19 protein-coding genes are annotated in these 22539 nt (G+C 61.0%); 9 read left to right on the top strand and 10 right to left on the bottom strand.

The features are described from left to right. Positions 1–13: 13 nt before the first annotated feature. From prmC to rho, 3 genes are read right to left on the bottom strand one after another with little or no spacing between them, the layout of a single operon-like run. Positions 14–850, bottom strand: a complete 837-nt coding sequence (gene prmC / locus L8V22_RS04900; RefSeq protein WP_238801029.1) for a peptide chain release factor N(5)-glutamine methyltransferase — start codon at positions 848–850, stop codon at positions 14–16. Positions 851–856: 6 nt separating this feature from the next. Beyond that, a complete protein-coding gene (gene prfA / locus L8V22_RS04905; RefSeq protein WP_238801030.1) occupies positions 857–1933 on the bottom strand; it encodes a peptide chain release factor 1 in 1077 nt (358 codons plus the stop codon). Next, complete coding sequence (gene rho, locus L8V22_RS04910; RefSeq protein WP_238801031.1) at positions 1926–3773, bottom strand: transcription termination factor Rho; 1848 nt, start codon at positions 3771–3773, stop codon at positions 1926–1928. The genes prfA and rho overlap by 8 nt, the downstream gene beginning before the upstream one ends. Positions 3774–4124: 351 nt before the next feature. On the opposite strand from rho, the gene L8V22_RS04915 reads away from it, so the two are divergent. The 5 genes from L8V22_RS04915 (at position 4125) to mobA (ending at position 9380) form a co-directional block, all read left to right on the top strand. Beyond that, positions 4125–5906: a long-chain fatty-acid--CoA ligase gene (locus L8V22_RS04915; RefSeq protein WP_238801032.1), complete on the top strand. Its 1782-nt coding sequence runs from the start codon at positions 4125–4127 to the stop codon at positions 5904–5906. Positions 5907–5972: 66 nt separating this feature from the next. Continuing rightward, positions 5973–7085, top strand: coding sequence for a GTP 3',8-cyclase MoaA (moaA, locus tag L8V22_RS04920; protein WP_238801033.1), 1113 nt, complete (start codon positions 5973–5975; stop codon positions 7083–7085). A gap of 10 nt (positions 7086–7095) precedes the next feature. Continuing rightward, positions 7096–8295, top strand: coding sequence for a molybdopterin molybdotransferase MoeA (locus tag L8V22_RS04925; protein ID WP_238801034.1), 1200 nt, complete (start codon positions 7096–7098; stop codon positions 8293–8295). Positions 8296–8304: 9 nt separating this feature from the next. Continuing rightward, positions 8305–8784, top strand: a complete 480-nt coding sequence (gene moaC / locus L8V22_RS04930; protein ID WP_238801035.1) for a cyclic pyranopterin monophosphate synthase MoaC — start codon at positions 8305–8307, stop codon at positions 8782–8784. Then, positions 8784–9380, top strand: coding sequence for a molybdenum cofactor guanylyltransferase (mobA, locus tag L8V22_RS04935; protein WP_238801036.1), 597 nt, complete (start codon positions 8784–8786; stop codon positions 9378–9380). The genes moaC and mobA overlap by 1 nt, the downstream gene beginning before the upstream one ends. Positions 9381–9594: 214 nt before the next feature. On the opposite strand, the gene L8V22_RS04940 is transcribed toward mobA, so the two are convergent. From L8V22_RS04940 to L8V22_RS04950, 3 genes are read right to left on the bottom strand one after another with little or no spacing between them, the layout of a single operon-like run. After that, on the bottom strand, positions 9595–10962 hold the full coding sequence (locus L8V22_RS04940; RefSeq protein ID WP_238801037.1) for a multicopper oxidase domain-containing protein: 1368 nt from the start codon (positions 10960–10962) through the stop codon (positions 9595–9597). Then, on the bottom strand, positions 10963–12141 hold the full coding sequence (locus L8V22_RS04945; RefSeq protein ID WP_238801038.1) for a beta-carotene 15,15'-monooxygenase: 1179 nt from the start codon (positions 12139–12141) through the stop codon (positions 10963–10965). Further along, a complete protein-coding gene (locus tag L8V22_RS04950; protein WP_238801039.1) occupies positions 12128–13207 on the bottom strand; it encodes a hypothetical protein in 1080 nt (359 codons plus the stop codon). The genes L8V22_RS04945 and L8V22_RS04950 overlap by 14 nt, the downstream gene beginning before the upstream one ends. A gap of 66 nt (positions 13208–13273) precedes the next feature. On the opposite strand from L8V22_RS04950, the gene L8V22_RS04955 reads away from it, so the two are divergent. The 4 genes from L8V22_RS04955 to L8V22_RS04970 all read left to right on the top strand — a co-directional run bounded on the left by L8V22_RS04955 (position 13274) and on the right by L8V22_RS04970 (position 16907). Then, on the top strand, positions 13274–13534 hold the full coding sequence (locus L8V22_RS04955; protein ID WP_238801040.1) for a DUF2249 domain-containing protein: 261 nt from the start codon (positions 13274–13276) through the stop codon (positions 13532–13534). Between the two features lie 75 nt (positions 13535–13609). Continuing rightward, positions 13610–14374 (top strand): molybdate ABC transporter substrate-binding protein, encoded by a 765-nt coding sequence (modA, locus tag L8V22_RS04960; protein WP_238801041.1) that lies wholly within the window; start codon positions 13610–13612, stop codon positions 14372–14374. Between the two features lie 3 nt (positions 14375–14377). Then, on the top strand, positions 14378–16210 hold the full coding sequence (locus tag L8V22_RS04965; protein ID WP_238801042.1) for an ATP-binding cassette domain-containing protein: 1833 nt from the start codon (positions 14378–14380) through the stop codon (positions 16208–16210). A 37-nt stretch (positions 16211–16247) separates the two neighbouring features. Beyond that, the gene (locus tag L8V22_RS04970) at positions 16248–16907 is read left to right on the top strand and encodes a helix-turn-helix transcriptional regulator (RefSeq protein WP_238801087.1); all 660 of its coding nucleotides are present in this window, start codon (positions 16248–16250) and stop codon (positions 16905–16907) included. Here L8V22_RS04970 and thrB read toward each other — a convergent pair. The 4 genes from thrB to argS form a co-directional block, all read right to left on the bottom strand. Further along, entirely contained in the window at positions 16894–17823 is a 930-nt protein-coding gene (gene thrB, locus L8V22_RS04975; RefSeq protein ID WP_238801043.1) for a homoserine kinase, read from the bottom strand. The two genes, L8V22_RS04970 and thrB, sit on opposite strands and share 14 nt — an antisense overlap. Before the next feature lie 24 nt (positions 17824–17847). Next, on the bottom strand, positions 17848–19191 hold the full coding sequence (locus tag L8V22_RS04980) for a homoserine dehydrogenase (RefSeq protein WP_238801044.1): 1344 nt from the start codon (positions 19189–19191) through the stop codon (positions 17848–17850). 175 nt (positions 19192–19366) lie between these two features. Beyond that, positions 19367–20704, bottom strand: a complete 1338-nt coding sequence (gene lysA / locus L8V22_RS04985) for a diaminopimelate decarboxylase (RefSeq protein ID WP_238801045.1) — start codon at positions 20702–20704, stop codon at positions 19367–19369. Next, positions 20705–22357 carry an arginine--tRNA ligase gene (argS, locus tag L8V22_RS04990; RefSeq protein WP_238801046.1) on the bottom strand — a complete coding sequence of 551 codons (1653 nt, stop codon included), beginning with the start codon at positions 22355–22357 and terminating at the stop codon, positions 20705–20707. It abuts the gene before it with no gap. Between the last annotated feature and the right edge of the window lie 182 nt (positions 22358–22539).

The raw sequence follows: 22539 nt of genomic DNA on the forward strand, positions 1-22539 counted from the left end.
CCTCAATGGTGTCTTAGTCTACTCCGCGCACCGCAGTGACAAAGCGGGGCGTTCCCGTTAGATCCGGCAGCGCCGTAATCTCTTCGAAGCCGCCGTAGTCAGCCATCACGGCTTGAACAACTTCGCTGGTAGAGTCGTCGTGCTCGATGGCTACCTTGCCGCCTGGGCGCAGCAGGCGCGCTATGGTCGGGATAAGGTCTGTGATAACGCCCATCCCATCCGCACCGGCGAATACCGCAGTGTGTGGATCGTGATAGACCTCCGGTTCTAGGTTCGGAGTCTCCGGCACGTACGGCGGGTTAGTGACAATGAGGTCCACGGTCCCGTTCCACTCCGCCAGCGTATCGGCATCGGTGGCATCTGCTTGGATGGCCTCTACTCCGGTGCCGCGGGTATTGGCTTTGGTGTAGTCAAAGGCGGCGTCGGCAAGCTCAACTGCCCGCACCTGCGCTTGTGGCAGATAGTGTTGCAGGTAGAGCGCCAACGCGCCCGTGCCGGTGCACAAGTCCACCAGTCGAGGGCCGTGTGCACTGCGCACCGCCCAGTCCGCCATGACCTCAGTTTCCGGCCGCGGGATAAACACACCCGGACCGACCTTGAGCTCCAGCGGGCCAAACCAAGCGGTGCCTAGCACATACTGCAAAGGCTCACGGGCCTCCCGGCGGCATAGCAGCGCGCCATAGGCTACGTCGAAGCCGGGCATAGCAGCTTCCTCGAGCGGAATATCCATGTGGCCACAATGTATAAGGTGCGCCGCCATGATGCGCGCATCCCACTCGGGGCTGGCCACCCCAGCAGCACGAAGGCGCTGCACCCCGAGGCGCAGCGCCTGTCCATACGTGTTTGCCACGACCGTTTAGCCCTCGGCCTCGAGGCGCTCAGCACGCTCTTGGTCCTGCAGAGCCTTAATAAGGTCATGCATATCGCCGTTCAACACAGAGTCCAAATTATTGGCCTTATAGCCAATGCGGTGGTCGGTGATGCGGTTTTCCGGCCAGTTATAGGTACGGACGCGCTCAGAGCGATCCATGGTGCGCACCTGGGAGGCGCGCTGCTCGCCCGCTTCAGCCTCACGAGCCTCGCGCTCCATCTGATCCAGACGGGCCTGCAGAACCTGCAGCGCACGCGCCTTGTTCTGGATCTGAGAACGCTCCTTTTGACAGGTCACGATAAGCCCGGTGGGCAGGTGGGTAATACGCACCGCAGAGTCGGTAGTGTTCACGCCCTGGCCGCCCTTACCGGAGGAACGGTAAACGTCGACGCGGATATCCTTGTCATCGATATTGACGGACTCGACCTCTTCTGGCTCTGGGTAGACCAGCACACCGGCGGCAGAGGTTTGAATACGGCCCTGGGACTCGGTGACCGGAACGCGCTGCACGCGGTGCACACCGCCCTCAAACTTGAACACGGACCACGCACCATCGCGCGAAGGGGACTTAGAGCGGAAGGAAATGGTCATATCCTTCACACCGCCCAAATCGGACTCATTGAGGCCCAAGACCTCCCAGTTAAAGCCGGTCTTATCCGCGTAACGCTCATACATGCGGGCCAAGTCGCCGGCAAAAAGCGCTGCCTCTTCGCCACCCGCACCGGCCTTAATCTCCATAATGATGTCCTCGGAGTCCTGCTCATCGCGCGGTGCGAGCAGGTCAGCCAGCTTTTCTTCCAGGCTCTCCACGGACTTTTCGAGGCGGTCCGCTTCTTCTTGGAAGTCATGGTCCTCGTAGGCCATCTCCTTGGCGTCCGCGAGATCCTCGCGCGCCTGGGTGAGCTCATCATTGACCATGATGATGGGGCGCAGCTCCGCGTAGCGCTTGGAGAGCTTGCGGAATTGCTTCTGGTCGCCGGCAACCTCCGGATCGCCCATCTGCATCTCAATGCCCTGGTACTCAGACACGATGTCATCAACGAGGGAAACCTGATTAGACATAATCTTCTTCATCCTTATCCGCAGCCATCGGGGCCGAGGAGGCCACCTGCATCAAGAACTCGCCATTGGAGCGGGTCTTCTTCAGCTGCTTAATGAGCAAGTCAATCGCCTGGTGGGAATCCAGGGCAGAAAGGATGCGACGCAGCTTGGTCATGATGCGCGCCTCCTCAGGAACGAGCAATAGTTCGTCCTTACGGGTGCCGGACGGGTTAACGTCCACAGCCGGGAAGACGCGGCGCTCGGAAATGCCACGGTCCAGCTTCAACTCGGCATTGCCGGTGCCCTTGAATTCCTCGAAGATGACGGTATCGCCGGTAGATCCGGTCTCCACCATTGCGGTGGCGATGATCGTCAGCGAGCCACCCTCTTCGATATTGCGAGCGGCACCCAGGAAACGCTTTGGCGGGTAGAGCGCATTAGAGTCCACACCGCCGGAGAGGATGCGGCCGGAAGCTGGGGAGGAATTATTGTAGGCGCGGCCCAGGCGGGTAATGGAGTCGAGCAAGACCACGACATCCTTGCCCTGCTCCACCAGGCGCTTGGCGCGCTCGATGGCCAGCTCAGCCACGGAGGTGTGCTCTGATGGCGGGCGGTCAAAGGTCGAGGCAATAACCTCGCCGTTGACAGAGCGTTGCATATCCGTAACTTCCTCAGGGCGCTCATCTACGAGAACGACCATGAGGTAGCACTCCGGGTTATTGGTAGAAATCGCATTAGCGATATTCTGCAGAATCGTCGTCTTACCGGCCTTTGGCGGGGAGACGATCAGCGCGCGCTGGCCCTTGCCAATGGGCATAATGAGGTCGATCACGCGGGTGGTAAGGATCTTCGGATCCGTCTCCAAACGCAGGCGCTTATTCGGGTACAGCGGGGTCAGCTTATTAAAATGCGGACGCTGCTTTGCGGCTTCTGGTTCGATGCCGTTGACGGTATCGACCTGTACCAGCTGGTTGTACTTGCGGCGATTGCGGCCATTGCCGTGCGTATGCGTCGGGCCGGAGACCTTAACCTGACCGGTGATGGCATCACCGGAGCGCAGGCCTAAGCGGCGGACGATGCCGTTGTTGACAAAAACGTCGGAAGCCGCGGCGCGGTAACCGGTAGTGCGCAGGAAGGCGACGTTATTGTCTACCACGTCCAAAATGCCACCGACAGCCTGCAGCTCATCGCCCTCGCGGACCTGCAAATCGTTGCCGCCGTTATTGTCATTATTGTTTCCGCGGCCGCGACGGTTGCGGCGGTTGCGGCGCCCACGCCGGTTGCCGCGCTCATGATTGTTGTTGTCATCGTGGCGGTTGCCGCGCTGCTTATTATCGCCGCGGTCATTCTTTTCACCCTGATTCTCGGAGCCGTCCTGGGAGCCATTATCGCGGTTATCTTTATTGCCGCCCTGCTCCTCATGGCGGTTGCGTTCCTCGCGCTCTTGACGTTCCTGCCGCTCCTGGCGTTCTTGCCGGCGGGCGCGGTTGCGGCGAGCGCGGCGTGCCTGAGAACGCGACTCATAGCGCTGCTCGTCGCCAGAGTTCTGCTGGCGGTTATCCTGCTTTTCGCCGGATTCTTCCTGCTTTTCCGCCTTCTGCGGCGCATCGTCCTGCGCCTTAGTGCGTGGTTTATCAGCCTTTTCAGGCTTCTCTGCCTTTTCCGCCTTTTCTACCCGAGCGGCCTTTTCCACCTTGGCCTTGGCCTTTGGCGGAACTTGACCAGTCTTGATGGCGGTGATGAGATCCCCCTTGCGCAGGGCAGAGACACCACGTAGGCCGCGCTCTGCGGCCATTTTGCGCAATTCCGGCAGCTTCAGGGATGCAAGATCCTGTGCTGCGGTGTTGTCCGTTTCGCTCACGGATATCCTTTCGTTGCTTGACCAGGTCCGATGATGCGGGAGCCGCCGTAGCCTAGGCTCACGGCGTTGCACTGGAAGCCAATGTGTATTTTTCTAGGACTTCTCGCCCTCGTGCCAAGGCGCATGCGCGTCCTGCCGGGCAATAAGTATGAGGCCTCTTCCATGTTCTCAAGGAGAATTCGCACAGCGGGTGCACGAACCGGAAGAAATCAAGAAACGACTGCGGGCAAAACTTCTCTGGGCCCGAATCCATAGGAAAGGGGAGCTAAAAATTCCGGTTTCCTACCAGTCGCGAACAAGTATAACGCATAGACCGCAACGCCCGCACCATGACACCGCTACAGTAGAGGCATGCTTTCCACGATGATGGATATCCCCCTCTCCCTGACCCGCATTTTGGAATACGGCGCCTCGGTGCACGGCAGCACCACGGTGACAACCTGGCACGGTGAGGGCACCGGCTCTGAATTTGATCCGGCCGAAGAAGTTACCTTCCGCGATATCGCCGCTCGCGCAGCCGCCTTCGCCCACGCTATTCATGATGATTTGGGTATTACCGGCGATGAGCGGGTGGGCAGTTTTATGTGGAACTGCGCCGAACACCTCGAGGTCATGTTTGGCACTGCTTGCAAGGGCGCGATTTTTGCGCCGCTGAATAAGCAGCTGATGAATGACCAGATTCGCCATATTATTAATCACGCGGAAATATCTGCCATCGTGTGCGATCCCCGGCTGGCGCAGCAACTAGGCAAGGTGCTTGTGGGTACCGACTCCGTGGAAAGCGTCATCATTACCGGTGCACAACCGGCGCAGCAGTTTGCCTACCTCTTTCCGCGCGGAGTTGAGGTGTATTCCTATGAAGCTTTAATTGATGGCCGCTCCACCGTCTATGACTGGCCGGAACTAGATGAGCGCACGGCCGCGGCACTGTGCTATTCCACAGGCACCACGGGTGCCCCCAAGGGCGTACTGTATTCGCACCGTTCGCTGTATCTGGAGGCCATGCAGCTGCGCTCCTCGGACTCGCTGTGCATCACCCACGGTGAGACTTTCCTGTGCTGCATCCCCATCTGTCACGTGCTGAGCTGGGGCGTTCCCTTTACCTGCTTCATGACGGGCACCCCGCTCGTGCTTCCCGACGCCGACGTATCCGCCCCCACCCTTGCCAAGGCCATTGCCGCTACTTCTCCGCGCGTGGCCCACGGCGTTCCCACCATCTGGATCCAACTCTTTGTGCACTACATGCACCACCCGCCGGAGCGCATGACCCTCACGGAGATCTATGCCGGCGGCTCCCCCGTTCCCCCAACTCTTATCAAGATGTGGGAGGAACGCTACGGTGTCGACGTTGTTCACGTGTGGGGCATGGTAGAAACCTCCACCGTCGGCAGCGTCGCCCGCCCTCCACAGGGCGCTTCGGGCGATACGCGGTGGGCCTACCGCATCTCCCAGGGCCGCATCCCCGCCTCGCTGGAATACCGCGTGGTCAATGACGGCCAAGTTGTGGCCCGAACCGACCGCAACGCGGGCGAACTGCAGGTACGCGGCAACCTGGTCACCGGTTCCTACTACCACTCGCCTACCGCTGAGCCGGGCGAAATCGCCTCCGAATTTCGCGGCAAGCAGGTCGAGGCTGCAGAGGGCAAGTTCACCGCGGATGGCTGGCTGCGCACTGGCGATGTCGGCTCGGTCACCAAGGACGGCTTCCTTACCGTAGAGGACCGCGCCCGAGACGTCATCCGCTCCGGCGGCGAGTGGATCTATTCCGTCCAGCTGGAAAACCTCATCATGTCTGACCCACTCGTCGTCGAAGCCGCCGTTATCGGCTATCCCGATAAGCAATGGGTCGAGCGCCCACTGGCCGTTACCGTCTTGGCAGAAGGTGCTTCTCCCACCATCGAAACCGCAGAGCGCCTGCGCGCCAGCATGCGCAAGGAGCTGCCGAGTTGGATGCTGCCGGAGTACTGGACCTTTGTAAAGTCCATCGATAAAACTTCCGTGGGCAAATTCGATAAGAAGGATTTGCGCACCCACCTGGCAGAAGGCGAGTACAACATCATCCGGCTCAAGGGTCCAGGCGAATCGCAGCGCCTCGCTGCCACCGAAGCCACCGATTTAAGCCGGGAAAACTAGGAATAATATCCTTCTCTAAGCCGTTGCAGCTTGGTGTACCTCATCCCCTCTCTTAGACTGGCACCGATGACCTCTTCCACGCAGCGACCCGTAGTTTCCCTGCCCCTGCCCACCGTGGTCCGGGCGCAGTCGCCAGCGGATCTGCCCGCCCCGGCTGCTGATGGCACGCGCGCACTGCTGGATCGCTATGGCCGCCAAGCCCGCGACCTGCGCGTCTCCCTCACGGATCGCTGCAACTTGCGCTGCACCTATTGCATGCCGGCCGAAGGCTTAGAGTGGATGCCCACAGAGAAGACCTTGAGCGATGAGGAAACCATCCGACTGATTCGAATTGGCGTCGGCAAGCTGGGCATCCGCCAAGTGCGTTTTACCGGCGGCGAACCCTTGCTGCGTAAGTCGCTGGAAAAATTTATTGCCGCCACTAAAGAGCTGCGCACCGACCAGGGGAGATCCCCGTCCACCGCGCTAACCACCAACGGGCTTGGCCTAGAAAAGCGCGCCGGCGCCCTCGCCGCAGCCGGACTGGATCGCATCAATATCTCGCTCGATACCATCGACCGCGAGCGCTACGCCGCGCTCACCCGCCGCGACCGCCTTGATCACGTGCTCCAGGCCATCGCCGCTGCGGATGCCGCAGGCCTCCACCCCATCAAAATCAACGCCGTGGTCATGCCCGGGGTCAACGAAGAAGACATCGTCCCGCTAGCGGACTATGCCGTCCGCCACGGTGCTCAGCTGCGCTTCATCGAACAGATGCCGCTTGGGCCCCGCGAGCAATGGCGCCGCGAGGACATGGTAACGGCCGCGGACATCCTCGTCCGTCTGCGCACCCATTTTTCGCTACAGCCCGCCCGCGAACCGCGGGGATCTGCCCCCGCCGCCCTGTGGGAGGCCACCGCTCCGGATGGAACACGCGGAACACTGGGCATCATTGCCTCGGTCACCCACCCCTTCTGCGGCGACTGCGATCGTACGCGGCTGACTACCGACGGCGCCGTGCGCAACTGCCTCTTTGGCAATTCCGAAACCCCGCTGCGGGAACTATTGCGCTCTGGGGCCAGCGATGAGGAGATCATGGAGGCCTGGGCTGGGGAAATGTGGAGCAAAAAGCCTGGCCATGGCATCGATGACGAAGGCTTTCTGCAACCGGACCGTCCGATGTCTGCCATCGGCGGCTAACCTTATTTTTATGTCCACGCCCCGCAGCATCTCCGCGCACCTCGATGCCGTCCTCACCCTGGCATCCCCCCTGCCGGCCGAGTCAGCCGCCGTCGATGCCTCCCTCATCGGCCGCGTCCTCGCCGCCGATGCCACCGCGCGCTTTCCCGTGCCGCCCCACGCCAACTCGGCGATGGATGGCTTCCTCGTCCACGCCGCGGATCTTCCCTCCCCCGGCCCATGGGCACTCCCCGTCGCCGGCGATGTACCAGCCGGTGCCGCCCCTACCGAGGTCCCCGCGGGACACGCGGTGCGCATCATGACCGGCGCACCGGTAGCTGATACCGCAGGAATGCTTGTCGTGCCCGTGGAAAATACCACCACCCCGGCCGGCCCCGTAGCGCTTCCAGACGAGGTGACCATCACCGATGCTCCCACCAAGTCACATATCCGCGCCGCCGGGGAGGATATCCAGCCCGGCGCGCCAGTGGCCACAGCAGGCACGCTTGTCGACGCCGCCGTAATCGCCGCTCTCACCTCCGCTGGCGTTTATTCCGTCTCGGTCCACCGCAGCCCACGCATAGCGATCATCTCTTCTGGCGAAGAACTAGTCTCTTCCCCAACAGAGCTCGCTCCCGGCCAGCTGCCGAATTCCAATGGCCCCATGCTCGCTGCCCTTGCAGGCGCAGACGCACACGTCCACGTGGGTGATGCCCCTGCGGACCTCGCCTCCGCGCTGGATGAGCTTGCCTCCTCCCACGACCTCATCATCACCTCCGGCGGCGTTTCGGCCGGCGCGTTCGACGTCGTCCATACTGTGCTGAGGCGCACGGATTCCGCGTGGTTCGGGCACGTCGACCAGCGCCCGGGCGCCCCACAGGGCTACTCCAATTGGAAAGGCACCCCGATATTATGCTTGCCCGGCAACCCCGTGGCTGCCTTCGTAGATTTTCAGCTCTATGCTCGTCCCCTCCTCGCCGCGCTTTCTGGTCACCCCGCGCCACGCGAGCAGGTCCACCTACGCGCCCGCGTAGACTCGCCCCTCCCGACCTCCCGCGGCCGGCCTACCATTGTGCCCGTGACCGTAGACTTCCAGGCGGAGCCCGCCATTACGTCGCACTTACCTCACGGCAGCCATCGCATCGTATCGCTCGCCGGTACCAATGGCTTTTGCCTCATCTCCTCCGAGCCGCCCGCCTTGGGTGAGGAGACCACCGTTTATCTGTATTAAGGAGCAACCATGAAATTTACCCACCTAAATTCTGACGGCGCCGCCTACATGGTCGATGTCACCGAGAAGCAACCCACCGTGCGCACTGCCACGGCCGAGGGCGAAGTCGCCTGCTCCCCCGAGGTCATGACCGCTTTGCGCGACGGCACGGTATCCAAGGGAGACGTGCTCGCCGTAGCCCGCATCGCCGGCATTTCCGCCGCCAAGAAGGTCCCCGAGCTGCTTCCGTTGGCCCATACCATTGGCGTGCACGGCTGCGCCGTGGAGCTCACGCTTGCCGACGACCACGTCTCCATCTCCGCCACCGTCCGCACCGCCGACCGCACTGGCGTGGAAATGGAAGCGCTTACGGCCGTGAATGTTTCCGCGCTCGCCATCATCGACATGGTCAAGGGCGTGGACCGCTCCGCCTATATCCGCCGTTGCGGCATCGTGGCGAAATCCGGCGGCCGCTCCGGGGACTGGTCCCGCACCCTGCCGGAGGCCTAATGCTCGGCGCGATAATCCTCGCCGGTGGCCACGGCCGACGCATGGGCGGCACAGATAAAGCCTCTCTTTCCGCCCACGGAACACGTTTTATAGACCGCCTGCTCGCCCAGCTCCCCTACGGCACCCCGGCCGTGGCCGTCTCACCGCATTATCTCGGCCTACCCCAGGTGTGCGAGTCCCCGCTCTACGGTGGTCCCGTCGCTGGCATCGCGGCCGGCGCACAAGCGTTATCCCACTGCACCGAACTTGCCCTCTTCGCCGTGGATGCCCCCGATTCGCCGCTACTGCTTCCCCGTCTGCGCTCGACCCTCGCCTCCTCCACGGCCGATGCCGTACTCACCCGCGCCGCCGACGGCTACCTCCAGCCGCTGTGTTCCCTCTGGCACGCCCCCGCGCTCCACACTCAGCTCGAATCCCTTCCTACGGCTAGGAACGTCTCCGTCCGCCGCCTCATCCGCGGTGTGAATTTTGTCGAGGTCCCTGGCACCGGCGCCGAACGCGACTACGACACACACGCGGAATTGCGCGAGCTCCCCCTGCTCTGCTTCCCGGACCCTGCCCTCCCCCTTCGCGCTCACCGCAGCTCGCTGAACTAGGCCACGGCACCGCACTGGTGAGCGGCAAGGGTAAGGGTCTTCTTCCCACCACCCTTCGCGCTCACTAGCAGCCGCGGGTAGCACGAAATCACCGTCCCGGTGAGCGCGAAGGGGAAGCTGCAGAACTACCCCGCTCTTCGCGATCACCGTGAAGCCGCGGATTTATGAAACTTGTTTCATGGTGAGCGCGAAGGGTGTATCGAGCGAGGCTGGCCTACTCCGTAACGATGAACTTTCCGTGCTGCCCCTTCTCCGCGTTTGTCATGATGTGATTCACAAAGGAATAAGTGCCCGGCTCGTTGAAGGTCATTTCGACGAATCCGCCTTGCGCTGGAAGCAGGTCAAGCGCTTGCGAACCAGTGGAGTCCTCATTCTTGATGAGGTAAGCGCCTTCCTTGTAGGCGGTATCGAATTGTTCGCCCACAACGTGGAAGCTCAGCGGCTGGTCGGGGCCTAGATTGGTCAGCCACAGGCGAACAGTATCGCCCACCTTGGCCTTGATGGGTTCTGCATCGTACTGGCCGGGATAATAGTTAAAGGCCATGAGGTCGAAGCGGCCGTCGGCTACGCGCTGGGCATCGGCACCAGTGTTTTCCTCACCGAGGAAGACGTCGGTAGCCATGAAGTTATACTCCGCGTCTACGGGCTTCAGGTTCGGCGGATCGATGATGACGTTGCCGGCCATGCCGTTAGCGATGTGGAGGGACATGGGCATCGTGGAACAGTGATACATCCAGATGCCGGAGCGATGCGCGGTGAATTTGTAGGTCAATTCCTCGCCCGGCTGGATGGATTTCATGGTCTTATCTGGGTTGACCTCGCCGGCGTGGAAGTCAATGGAGTGGGCCATGGAGCCCTCGTTCTTGATGGTGATTTCGAACTTATCGCCCACTTTTCCGCGCAGGGTCGGGCCTGGGGCTTGGCCGTTGAAAAGCCACCGCATCTGTTTGATTCCTGGGGCGACCTCTACGACCTTCTCGGTCATCGTCCAGGTCTCTTTGTGCGTCTTCGTTTCGGCGGCAGGCTGCAAGGTGGCGTCAAAGGCGGAAAAGCCTTCGCGCTGGGTGCCGAGTTCAGCGGCGGTAGGCACGTCCACGTGGGGGTTGCTTGCAGAAGCCACCGTGTGGTCATGCCCTGCAGCGGCGCCATCTCCGACGTTGACCTTAAAAGTCATGCCCTGCATCTTGTGGCCGGCGATGGTGCAATAACCTTCCGCGGAGGAATCGATGACGCCGGCATCGAGTTGAACTGTCTCGCCGGGATCGACGCGGCCGGTTTCGGCATCACCGATCTTTAGGTCATGGACTTGGTCACCCGAGTTGGTGAAGTTGACCACCAGATGGGTTCCAGGGTCGATATCGATAGACGAGGGCGTAAAGGCCATGCCATCCACACCAACGTCAATGGTCTGCGTTTCACCAGAGGCTACAGGCGTAGCGGACTGAGAGCTCTTGCCGGTGGAATTGACCACCGCGAGTGCGATAACTGCCGCTAACGCGATACCGATGAGTAGCCACGAAGCCCAAGATGAGTCCTTGGAGGCGGGCTTGTCCGCGGGTTGTGAGGAAGAAACGCTCAGCATTTAGTTCTCCAGTCTTTTCTGTAAGTAAAGGGCTCGGCCAACGGCGAAGATATTGGCGGCAAGACCTATCCCCATCATGATAAGCCCGGCCGCAATAGCATCCAGCAAGCTAAGTAGTCCGCCCAGGTTGATGAGCAGCAGACGAGCGTAACCGGTGCGGTCCGCGGTATTGGGGCGCGCCCCGGTAAGTATGGGCAGCAGGTGGTGTAGGACACCGGTCACCAGCTGCAAAAGGCCAGCACCGAGGAAGGCGGGAAGCACAACCAAGGTGATGGTGCGCGGATAGGCTCCGACGGCTGCGGAGATGGCATCACCGGCGCACAACGCCAGCATCCACAGCAGGCCGGCGATGACGGCAACGGTGGCGGTGGTCAGCCGTGGTGAGCGCCCCATGACGGTAGCGAGTACCGGCTGGATGATGAGCAGGGCTGCCAAGACCACGAGCAGCTGGGCCACGCCTGCAGCTCGGGTGAGGCCTACCGCGTATAGCGCCATCGCACAGCCCAGCCCCGCGCAGTGCACGATGAGCGCACGAATACACCGCGCACGAGCAGTGGGAGAAATCGCGGTGGCAGACAGCGTGGGAAGCAGCGTTACCACCGTGCCGATGACGGTAAGCCAGGCAAATCCCCAGACCATACCGCGCGAGTGGGCGCCGATGAGGAGGGAGTACTCGCCTACCCCATTGCCGCTGAGGATGACGAGTACTACGGAGACGATCATGAACACGCTAGCGGCGATATAAAAGGGCACAGTCACGGCAAAGGAACCAGACAGCGAACCGCGCAGGCGCCGCACCACGAACCACAGGTGCCAGGTGAGGGAGGCGATGATGAGGGTTGAGGCGACGTCGGCAAGCGGGCTCCAGTCATACCCTGCCCTATCTATGAGCAGCAAAATAAGCCCAATCTGGACTAGGGCCACGCGACTGCCGACGCCCCGATAGTCCCCACCCGCAGTCCTAGTCAAGGCCTCGGTGAAGTGAGTGGAAAAGACGATGATCGCCGTAGTCAGCGCGCCAATTGTGAAGGGGTGGATGATATCCCACCACACCACGGGTGCGCCCAAGGAGCTAGCGATGAGCAGGCCGAGGCCAACTAGGATCCACCCTGCGATAAGGGCTGCGGTCAAGATATGCCAACGGCCACGTGCGGCCAGTGAAATGTCATGAATGCGCACGTCGCGCCTCCTTGCCGGTCAAGGTAATGCCGCAGGCGAGAAACACTATTACCGCACTAATAGTAACCACTCCGCCGCTTTGGAGCGCTGTGGTGTGCTGGGCACAATCTGCAAGGACTCGCAGCGCAAGGCCACCATGCAAGAGCCCCACAGGTACGTAGAGCACTTTGTGGTACGGCAAGCGGCGGCAAATAACAGAGGTGACGATGATGGGCGCGTGCGCGAAAATCATGGACATGACAAAGCCCAGGAAAATGGTGTGCACCGAGGCATCATAGACAAAGCCGGTAGCCTCGCCATAGATTAGCCACAAGTACCCGCCGAGCGCGAGCCAGGCGTAGCCGGCCAGCATGCATGCCGCCGAATAGCGCGGCAATCCTTGTGAGCGCACCAAGTTCTTGGCCACGTCCACCCGCGCGGTGGCCGCGGCGATAGCAATCAGCGCCAGCCCCATAGTGCGATAGCCCACCGCCGGGGAAAGCATATAGATAACGCTGACTGCCGCCAGCCCCAGCACTAAGAGGGTGAGATGATTTTCGGCGCGAGTGCCGGCCATGGTTACGCGCGCTAATTCCATGCGCTCGCCGATGATGGTGGCCACGGCATAAAGTGCGCACAGCGGCATCGCTGTAGCAAACCCCGGCCCCATGGCCCAGAGGGCGGCGGCGACTACTCCCCCAATGACGCCGACTGTCTGCACCAGAATCGCGAGGCTAGCCTGGCGACGGTAGATAGTGGCATAGATGCAGCCAAGGACAAGGAATCCGGCGGCAAAGAACATGGCTGCGACCCCACGCGGTAGGCCGGCGAGAATGCTGAGCACGCCAACGACGTGACACACAGGCCCCGCCCAGGCCCACGTGGTGCGCACGGCGACGACGCGTTCGAGGCCGATGGCTCCGCCTAAGAAGCCGAAGACCATAAGCGGGCCGTGGTCGGCAGCAAAGGATGCTCCCGGGGTAGCGTTCAGCCCCAGGAGGGAGGCGCCCGCACCCAGCCCAACCAGCAGGGATAGCCCTGCACAGGCGAGAAAGATAAGGCGATGCGCCACGCTATTATTTTGCACGAGTTTTATCGTACTAATATTGGGGTCAGAGCGAAACTCGCACCCCAGTAGAAAGGACTACTAGCCATGCAGCTGCCCATCTCCGACGCCAATAAGCCGCATTCCATCCCCACCCTCAACGCCTCCGAAATTCCGCACGCCGTTCGCCACGGTGCCATCCATGGCGCGCTAGGCACCCTAAATGTAGGCGAATCAATGCTCCTCATCGCCCCGCATAACCCGGTTCCGCTGCTCAAAGAGGTCGAGTCCCGCGCGGAGAAGTTCGAGCTTGAATACCTCAAGGAAGAAGAAAACGACTTCCACATCAAATTCACCCGCGTGAGCTAATCCTTTGCTCAGCGGAGGGCTATTCTAGGTAGGTCATACTCACCGCCGAAGAAGCCGAAAAGGACCTCTCCGCAGATGCAAAAACGCGTCACCGTACTCCTCGTTGCCTTGGGAATTGCTCTTTCAGCCTGCGCTCCACAAACGTCAGTAACCTCGCCGCAGGATGCGACGGATCCCACGCTCAATGTACTGGCGGCCTCATCTACCCGCGTCATCAATGAGGAACTTACCCAGCGCGCCGGCCAGCTCGAATCCCCGGTGATTTTGAGCTTTGAAAATGGCGGCTCTTCCGATCTGGTAAGTAAGCTGGGTGAAGGCGCCCCGGCCGATCTGCTCCTCACGGCTTCCAAGAAGACCATGGATAAGGCGGTCCAGGATGGCACCGTCACCACACCTGAGGTGCTCGCCACCAATGTCATGGTCATGGTGGTTCCCAAGGGAAATCCGGCGGGAATCCATTCCGTGCACGATCTCTCCCACTCCCATCACTTCGTACTCTGCGATCCGCAGGTTCCCTGCGGTGATATTTCCTCCCAAATCATCGATGACCAGCAATTGGACGTGCACCCCTCCTCCCAGGAGCGCCAGGTGGCAGACGTTTTAGGAAAGGTGGCCTCGGGCGAAGCCGATGCTGGATGGGTCTACTCCACCGATGCCGCCGCGGCCGGTAATGACGTTGAGGTGATTGATATTCCAGGAGCGGAGAAATTCTCTAATCAGATCTTGGGCGCCGTTGCCACGGACGCCTCTCATCCCGACCAGGCCCGCGCGGTGCTCGAGGTATTGGGCAGCGACTTTAATTCCACCTGGCGCGACCTCGGCTTTACCCCAGCGGAGTAGTCTATGTCCGCCCCTCAGCCCGTCCGCCCCAAGTCCCCGCTGCTCATCGGCCTCATTGGCATCATTGCGGTGGCTATCATCATCGTTCCCGTGGCAGCTCTCGGGCTGCGGGTGCCGTGGGCGCGCATCGGCGATTACCTTGCACGCGACGAGATTCGAGACATGCTGCTCATCTCCGTGGCGGCGGCTTTCCAATCCATGGTGCTCGCGGTCGTATTGGGCTTAGGGCTGGCAGTGTGGGTCCAGCAGCTCGGCCGCGGCAGCGCCATTATTCGCCTCTTGGTCTACCTCCCGTTGGCCATGCCACCGGTGGTGGGCGGCTTGGCCCTTACCGCAGCCTTTGGCCGCAAGGGGTATCTGGCCCCGCTTCTCGACGCCCTGGGGATCCATCTCTCCTTCGCTTTCCCCGGAGTCGTGGTGGCGCAGACCTTCGTGGCGCTACCCTTTGTGGTGGTAGCGGTCGATTCGGCGCTGCGCCAACTAGACCAGGAAATCCTCGCTTCTGCACGGGGCGTGGGCTTGGGGCGTTGGGAGATACTCGGAAAAGTAACCCTTCCTTCGATCGCGCCGGCTGTGGCTACTGGCGCGGGGTTGGCCTTCGCGCGCTCGTTGGGCGAATTTGGCACGACGCTGACCTTTGCCGGGTCTCAACCTGGGGTTACCCGCACGATGCCGCTGGGCATCTACTTAGAGCGCGAGGTCGACGCGGACGGCGCCTACGTGCTCTCCGCCCTGCTTATCGGGCTGGCGTTGGTCTGCCTGGCGCTGGCGGGCTTGCCGGCCCTGCGCAGGCGGCGCTACCAGCCGCGGGCAAGGCAGTTGCATTCCATGGACGTGGATAAGCTCCGCGAGCTCACCCAACCGAAGAATGCACAGGCGCTTTCGGTTACGGTCGATGGCGTGCGCACGGCATTGTCCCCGGGCGCGATTACGGCTGTGGTGGGACCGAACGGCTCCGGCAAGACCACACTTATGGGGCGCATTGCCGGGCGCCTTTGCGGCGGTGAGGTTTCTCCAGGGGGAACCGATATCGTCTTACTCACCCAGCGACCGGGCTTGCCGCCGCGCTCGACGGCCCAGCAAGCGGTCGCCATGGTTACCCGCGATACTGACCGTGCGCAGGAGCTTCTCGCGGCAGCAGGATTGCGCGAGCTTGCCGACGTCCCAGTAACAGCCCTCTCCGGCGGCCAAGCCGCCCACGTGGCCCTGGTGCGCGCGCTAGCCGCCCGGCCGGCCGTTCTCATACTCGACGAGCCCCTTGCCGCAGTTGATGTGAGATCAGCCGAAAGGTGGCGCCATTTTCTGCACGCGGCCCGCAAGGATCGGACCACCCTGCTCGTTACGCATAATGCACTCGATATTGCGAATCTGGCGCAGGACATGCTGGTCATGGAATCCGGCCGAGTGCGAGCACACGGCGCTACCGCGCGGCTGCTTGATGCCCCTCCAACTGGCTTCGTTGCGGCACTAGCGGGGCTTAACCGCCTCGAAGGAACAGTAACCGCCAAAGGCTCTTCCACTGTAGAGGTCGCCTGCGGAGATATTGCTATTCTGGCAACACCAGAGCACGCGCCTGTTCGGCCCGAACAAAAAGTGGCGGTGACATTCGATCCGCATGCGGCGACAATCGGCACTGCGCCGGAAGCCTGCAACCAGTGGTCCGTGCGAGTCCTAGCCGTCGAGGCCACCAGCCTCTCAGCAGCACAGCTGCGCTTGGGCCTGGGCGGCCACGAGGTCACCGTACCGGTAGACCGCGAATCAGCTTTAGGTATTGCGGTAGGTAGCACCGTATCCTTAGCAGTATCTCAAGCAAACGTTTTTGTCCACCCCAAATAAAATCTCTGTTATGCAGACTCCAAGGCGGATTTCTACCATGCCTGATTCACTACCCCGGCCCACTACCGAACTCTTCCCGGAGGCCCTCAACCTCTCGCCTAAGCAGCGCGAGGTACTCGCTGCTTTGCAACGCCATTCCGCTGGCGCCAAGGCCAGCACCGTCGCCGAAGAGCTTGGCATGCACGTCAACACTGCCCGCGGGCACATCGATGAGTTGGTCAGCGCCGGAGCCGTGAACGTACTATCCGCGCCGACTAAAGGGCGGGGACGCCCCTCCCTGATTTTTCAAGCCCGCGTACCGGATAATAAAGCGGTGGCAGAGGAATACATCACCCTCGTCGAAGTACTGACCACCATGCTAGCGGGCAAGGAAGATCTAGATGACGCCGCGTCTGCCAAGGCCATCGAAATCGGGCGCCGCTGGGCACGCGCCGCAGGCGCGGAGGACTCCGATCGCGCGCTCGATACGCTCTTTTCCACCCTGCGTGATATGGGCTTTGACCCCGCCACGCGGCCGGACTCCACCGACATTGAGCTCCAGGCCTGCCCGTTTGTCTCTTCGGGGCTTAAGCCTTCACCGTTCCTTTGCGCGGTACACGCTGGCTTCCTGCAAGAATCCAGCGATGAAGACACCATCATTAACTTGGTTCCGCGCCAGCCTCACAATGTATGCAGGCTGGAAATTAAGCCTGCGTAAGCTCCACGCTGACGGGGCCGGCGACGGTGAGATCGAGGACGCGGAGGTTTTGCTCGCGGGCGTCGGCAAGAATACTCTCATCGATGTCCTCGGTGTGCAGCACCATCACGGTGGGGCCGGCGCCGGAAAGGTAGGCCGCATAACCGCGGTTGCGCAGGCGGTTAACCCACTCGGCGGTCACCGGAAGCACATCTGCCCGGTACGGCTGGTGCAGGCGATCGCGGGTGCCTTCCCATAAAAGGTCCGGATAGTTTTGCAATGCAGCCACTTGCACCGCGGTGCGCGAGACGTTAAATGCCGCATCCGAATGCGTCACGTGCGACGGCAATACGCGACGCACCGCTTGGGTCGAGGCATGAAAATCCGGCACGAGCGCGGTGGCGCGAATATCTTTGTGCACCTTGATGGAAGCGGCGCGGTAGTCCGGCAGGGAGTGGCCATCGACGGGGACATGGGTCCACGACACCACGGCATCCCCCAGCACGGAGGCGGCCGCATTATCGGGGTGGCCTTCAAAAGCGGAAGAAAGCTGCACCACCTGGTCTTGGGTCAGGGGGCTTCCCGCCAGCGCATTGCCAGCGGCGACGCCCGCGACAGCGGCGGAGGCGGAAGAGCCTAGGCCACGCGACTGCGGAATATTATTATGCGAAACCACCCGCAGGCCCGGCGCGGTAGCATCGGCTGCCGAGAGCGCGGAGCGAATCGCCTTAACCACTAGGTGGGAGCCATCGCGCGGCAGGTCTTCTGCGCCCTCACCAAAAATCTCTACCTCCAGCCCAGAGGGGGTGACCTCTACCTCGACGGTGTCATAAAGGCTTAGCGCCATGCCCAAGGTGTCGTAACCGGGGCCCAGATTCGCCGTAGAAGCGGGAACGGTCACGATTGCTTTGGTGCCGACTTCAACTTCGATACTCATAATTGTCCAGTCTATTGCGCCGGGCTAGCTGCCGAGGCGGATTACGGAATGGACGGCCTTGACCTCATCTAGCTCGCCCAAAGCCGCCACGATCTTGTCCAAGGTGGCTTCCTTGGCAGCATGGGTGACCACGATAAGGCGGGCGGTATCTTCGCCATCCTCCTGGCGCACCGTGCGCAGGGATACGCCATTATTGGCAAAGGCCGCAGAGATGGCCGCGAGCACACCGGTGCGGTCTTGGACCTCCATATCGATGTGATAGCGCGTTTCCACCTCACCAAAGTCGGCAATGGGAAGATTAGCGTAGGTATTTTCACCCGGTGCGCGGCCGCCGTGGACGATATTGCGGGCTGCACCGACGACGTCGCCAAGCACGGCAGAAGCCGTAGGATTGCCACCTGCGCCATTGCCGTAGAACATCAGGGAGCCTGCGGCCTCGGCCTCGACGAAGATGGCATTATAGGACTCGCTGACAGAGGCCAGCGGGTGCTCCTTGGGCACCAAAGTGGGGTGTACGCGGGCGTTGACAGCCTCGGAGCCGTCCTCTCGCTGGAGGCGCTCGCAGATGGCCAGCAGTTTGATGGAATAGCCGGCATCATTGGCCGCCGCGATATCCGCAGCCGTGACCTTGGTAATGCCCTCGCAGTGCACGTCTTCAAACTTCACGCGGGTGTGAAAACCCAAAGATGCCATAATGGCGGCCTTGGAGGCGGCGTCGTGGCCCTCAACATCCGCGGTGGGATCAGCCTCGGCGTAGCCCAGGCGGGTAGCCTCGGCCAGTGCCTCATCATAAGAGGCACCCGTGGACTCCATCGCATCCAAGATGAAGTTGGTCGTGCCGTTGACGATGCCGGAGATGCGCTCTACCTGATCGCCGGCCAAGGAGCGGCGCAGCATGCCCACTACCGGGATGGCGGCGGCCACTGCAGCCTCAAAATAAAGGTCTACTCCGGCGCGGTCAGCGGCCTCTGCCAACTCGTCTGCGTGCGCAGCTACCAGCGCCTTATTAGCGGTAACTACAGATTTTCCGGAATTTAGCGCGGCGAGGACCAACTCGCGTGGGAAATCAATACCGCCAATGACCTCCACGACGAGATCGATATCATCGCGGGCGACAAGTGCCTTGGCATCATCGGTCAAAAGCTCCTGGGGCACGCCCGGGCGAAGCTTATTCTTATTTTGGATAGCAATGCCGCGAATCTCGGCGGGGCCGCCAATGCGGTGAGCAAAGGCATCAGCATTCTCTCCCAGCAAGCGAAAGACCTCAGCACCAACGGTGCCAAAACCCAGTAGAGCGATGCCAACGGTCTCGCCCTCGCCCTTGCCGGAATGCTTTTGTGCCTGAAGCTCACTAGTCAATGCAGCCATAGTCCGTCTCCATATTGAAGTTGGGGTTAACGTGTTATTCCCGCTCGGTGCGGATACAGGACACTATACAGAACAAGCTGTCTACTTTCGCCCTAAATAGACCCACAGATAGAAAAGTCCCCGTCACAAGGCCTGAATTAAATTAGACCTTGTGGCGGGAGACAGCGGGCGCGGGCTAGTCTACTTCGAGAGAAAGAAGATCCTCGATGGTCTCGCGGCGCAACATCGGCTTGGTCTGGCCGACGCGCGTAGCGACAACCGCAGGCCGCACCGCACCGTTATAGCGCGAAGACATCATGTACTGGTAGCCACCAGTGGCAGCAAAGGCAATCAAGTCTCCCGACTGGATATCATTAGGAAGCTCGCCGTCCTCAAGGAGGATATCGCCGGACTCACAGTGGAAACCTACCACGCGGGAGGGCACCTCTTCCCCATCGCTGAAGCGGTTGACCACGCGTACGTCATACGCTGAACCGTAGAGCGCCGGGCGAATATTGTCTGACATTCCGCCGTCGACGGAGATATAGCGCCGCAGCGGCAGATCGGACTTGCCGGTTTCTACATCCTTGACGGTACCCACGCGGTAGACGGTCACCGCCGAGCCAGCGACCAGGGAGCGACCAGGCTCAACCAGGAGGAAGGGCGCCTCGATGTCCAACTCCTCCGCGGTGCGTTTGACCGCACCGAGCATATCGCTGGCCACGCGCTCGATATCCAGCGCCTCCTCATAGGGCATATAGGGAATACCGAAGCCGCCACCTAAGTCGAGCTCTGCCAAAGTCACGCCCAGCTCGGTATAAATCTGGCGGTACAGGCCCATTACGCGCTCGGCGGCAAGCTTGAAGCCCTCCGCATTAAAGACCTGGGAGCCAACGTGGCAGTGCAGGCCGCTCAAGTGCAGATTCTCTGCTTCCAAGCAGCGCTTAGCTGCGGCAAAAGCCGCACCAGTGGCAAGCGAAATTCCGAATTTCTGATCCTCATGCGCTGTGGCAATGAACTCATGCGTATGCGCATCAACGCCCGGCTTTACGCGAATCATCACCGGCTGAATCTTGCCCGCCTCACCTGCGATGCGATTAAGATCTTCGAGCTCGTGCTCATTATCGATGACGACGTGGCCTACACCGGCATCCACACACAGCCGCAGGTATTCTTCGTCCTTATTATTGCCATGCGTGGTGATGCGCTCGGCTGGGAATTCTGCCGCTAGTGCAATCTTGAGTTCGTTGAGGGAGGCTGCGTCCAAGCACAGGCCTTCCTCATTGACCCAATTCACGATCTTCTTAGAGATGAACGCCTTGGAAGCATAGTGCACATGCTCCGGGCCACCGAAGGCGCGGGCCATGTCTTGGCAGCGGGACCGGAAGTCATCTTCGTCGAAAACGTAGAGCGGGGTGTGGAATTCCTCCGCCAAGTCCGGCAGCGGAACGCCAGCGATGGTAACCACACCATCTTCCTCGCGCTGCGCATTGCGCGGCCAGACATGGGCGGGCAACTCATTAAAATCCGCCATTTACATCTTCTCCGGGGTGCTCACGCCCACCATGGTCAAGGCATTGGCCAAGACCACCCGAGATGCCTGCGCCAGCGCTAGGCGCGCGCCGTGGATAGGAGCTTCTTCCTCGCCGGCCTTGGGCAGTACCTGGCAAGAGTCATAGAAACGGTGGAATACCGCAGCGAGGTCCTCGGCGTAGCGGGCAATGCGGTGCGGCTCGCGCAGCTGAGCTGCTTCTTCCACCACTGCTGGGAATTCACCCAGCGTACGGATGAGGTCTCCCTCTCGTTCGTGCGTGAGCAGGGAAAGGTCCGCATCCTCGGCATCGACACCCAGCTCGGCTGCCTTGCGGCCGATGGAGCACAGGCGGGCGTGGCCGTACTGCACGTAGTAGACGGGGTTATCCGAGGACTGGGATTCCCACAGGCCGAGGTCGATATCGATGCTCTGGTCCACTGAGGAACGCACCAGGGAGTAACGGGAGGCGTCCACGCCGATGGCGGCCACGAGGTCTTCCATGGTGATGACCGTGCCTGCGCGCTTAGACATGCGCACCGGCTTGCCATCGCGCAAAAGGTTGACCAGCTGGCCAATCAGCACTTCAACAGCATCGGCATCGTAGCCCAAGGCAGCTGCTGCCGCCTTCAAGCGCGGCACATAGCCGTGGTGGTCCGCGCCCAACATGTAGATATTCAAATCATGGCCACGGTCGAATTTATCAGCTACGTAGGCAATATCGCCTGCAATATAGGCTGCATTGCCATCGGATTTAACCACCACGCGGTCCTTGGAATCGCCGTAGTCGGTGGATTTGAGCCACCACGCATTCTCAGCCTCATACATATGGCCTTCAGCCTTGAGCTTGTCCAGTGCAGCGTCGACCGCGCCGGATTCAAAGAGGGAGTTCTCGTGGAAGTAGACATCAAAGTCCACGCCAAATTCATGCAGGGACTGCTTAATCTGCGCAAACATCATCTCTACACCGTCTGCGCGGAAGGCTTCCTGCACTTCTTCCTCGCTGCCCTCGAGCGCGGATGGATTCTTCTTCACTACGGCCGAAGCGATGTCTTGGATATAGGCTCCGCCGTAGCCATCCTCCGGAGTTGGCTCGCCCTTCGCGGCCGCCACGAGAGAACGGGAGAAGCGGTCAATCTGGCCGCCATGGTCATTGAAGTAATACTCCCGGGTAACCTCCGCGCCAGATGCTTCCAGCACGCGGCCCAAGGAATCTCCCACGGCGGCCCAGCGGGTGCCACCGAGGTGGATTGGGCCGGTCGGGTTGGCGGAGACAAACTCTAGATTGACCTTCTTGCCTGCAAAGGAATCATTAGAGCCATACTCCTTGCCGGCACGGAGAATCTGCGCGACGATCTCACCTTGGGCATCGGCCGCGAGACGAATATTAATAAAACCAGGTCCGGCAATATCGGCTTCCGCAATAGCGTCATGATCCGCCAGGGCCTCTGCCAACCAGCCGCCCAGTTCGCGCGGATTAGCGCCAGCTTTCTTGGCCACCTGCAATGCCACATTGGTGGCATAATCGCCGTGCTCAGGATTGCGAGGGCGTTCTACGTTTACCGTTTCTGGCAAGACGGAGGAGTCAAGCTCATGGCTTTCCATGACCTTAGTGGCAGTTTCTTTAATCAGTGTGGCCAAATCAGCTGGTGTCATGTCGCACGATTCTAGTGGACTGAAAAGTCAAGTGTGAAAAGGGCCGTCCCCTAAAACTTCCCTTTGCTGCGCAAATGGCCGATAAACACTTTCTGCAACACTAATATTGCAAAATAATCGCTGGTCAACGCAGAGACGCATTACGCACGTACTGCTTAAAAGGAGTATGGTTGTGCCTACCC

The organism is Corynebacterium yonathiae (assembly GCF_027570195.1).
Lineage (GTDB): Bacteria > Actinomycetota > Actinomycetes > Mycobacteriales > Mycobacteriaceae > Corynebacterium > Corynebacterium yonathiae.

Excerpts from the sequence above, each read along its gene's own strand:
- prfA (WP_238801030.1), bottom strand. The coding sequence starts at position 1,933 with ATGTCTAATCAGGTTTCCCTCGTTGATGACATCGTGTCTGAGTACCAG.
- L8V22_RS04915 (WP_238801032.1), top strand. The coding sequence starts at position 4,125 with ATGCTTTCCACGATGATGGATATCCCCCTCTCCCTGACCCGCATTTTG.
- moaA (WP_238801033.1), top strand. The coding sequence starts at position 5,973 with ATGACCTCTTCCACGCAGCGACCCGTAGTTTCCCTGCCCCTGCCCACC.
- L8V22_RS04925 (WP_238801034.1), top strand. The coding sequence starts at position 7,096 with ATGTCCACGCCCCGCAGCATCTCCGCGCACCTCGATGCCGTCCTCACC.
- moaC (WP_238801035.1), top strand. The coding sequence starts at position 8,305 with ATGAAATTTACCCACCTAAATTCTGACGGCGCCGCCTACATGGTCGAT.
- mobA (WP_238801036.1), top strand. The coding sequence starts at position 8,784 with ATGCTCGGCGCGATAATCCTCGCCGGTGGCCACGGCCGACGCATGGGC.
- L8V22_RS04940 (WP_238801037.1), bottom strand. The coding sequence starts at position 10,962 with ATGCTGAGCGTTTCTTCCTCACAACCCGCGGACAAGCCCGCCTCCAAG.
- L8V22_RS04955 (WP_238801040.1), top strand. The coding sequence starts at position 13,274 with ATGCAGCTGCCCATCTCCGACGCCAATAAGCCGCATTCCATCCCCACC.
- modA (WP_238801041.1), top strand. The coding sequence starts at position 13,610 with ATGCAAAAACGCGTCACCGTACTCCTCGTTGCCTTGGGAATTGCTCTT.
- L8V22_RS04965 (WP_238801042.1), top strand. The coding sequence starts at position 14,378 with ATGTCCGCCCCTCAGCCCGTCCGCCCCAAGTCCCCGCTGCTCATCGGC.
- L8V22_RS04970 (WP_238801087.1), top strand. The coding sequence starts at position 16,248 with ATGCCTGATTCACTACCCCGGCCCACTACCGAACTCTTCCCGGAGGCC.
- thrB (WP_238801043.1), bottom strand. The coding sequence starts at position 17,823 with ATGAGTATCGAAGTTGAAGTCGGCACCAAAGCAATCGTGACCGTTCCC.
- L8V22_RS04980 (WP_238801044.1), bottom strand. The coding sequence starts at position 19,191 with ATGGCTGCATTGACTAGTGAGCTTCAGGCACAAAAGCATTCCGGCAAG.
- lysA (WP_238801045.1), bottom strand. The coding sequence starts at position 20,704 with ATGGCGGATTTTAATGAGTTGCCCGCCCATGTCTGGCCGCGCAATGCG.
- argS (WP_238801046.1), bottom strand. The coding sequence starts at position 22,357 with ATGACACCAGCTGATTTGGCCACACTGATTAAAGAAACTGCCACTAAG.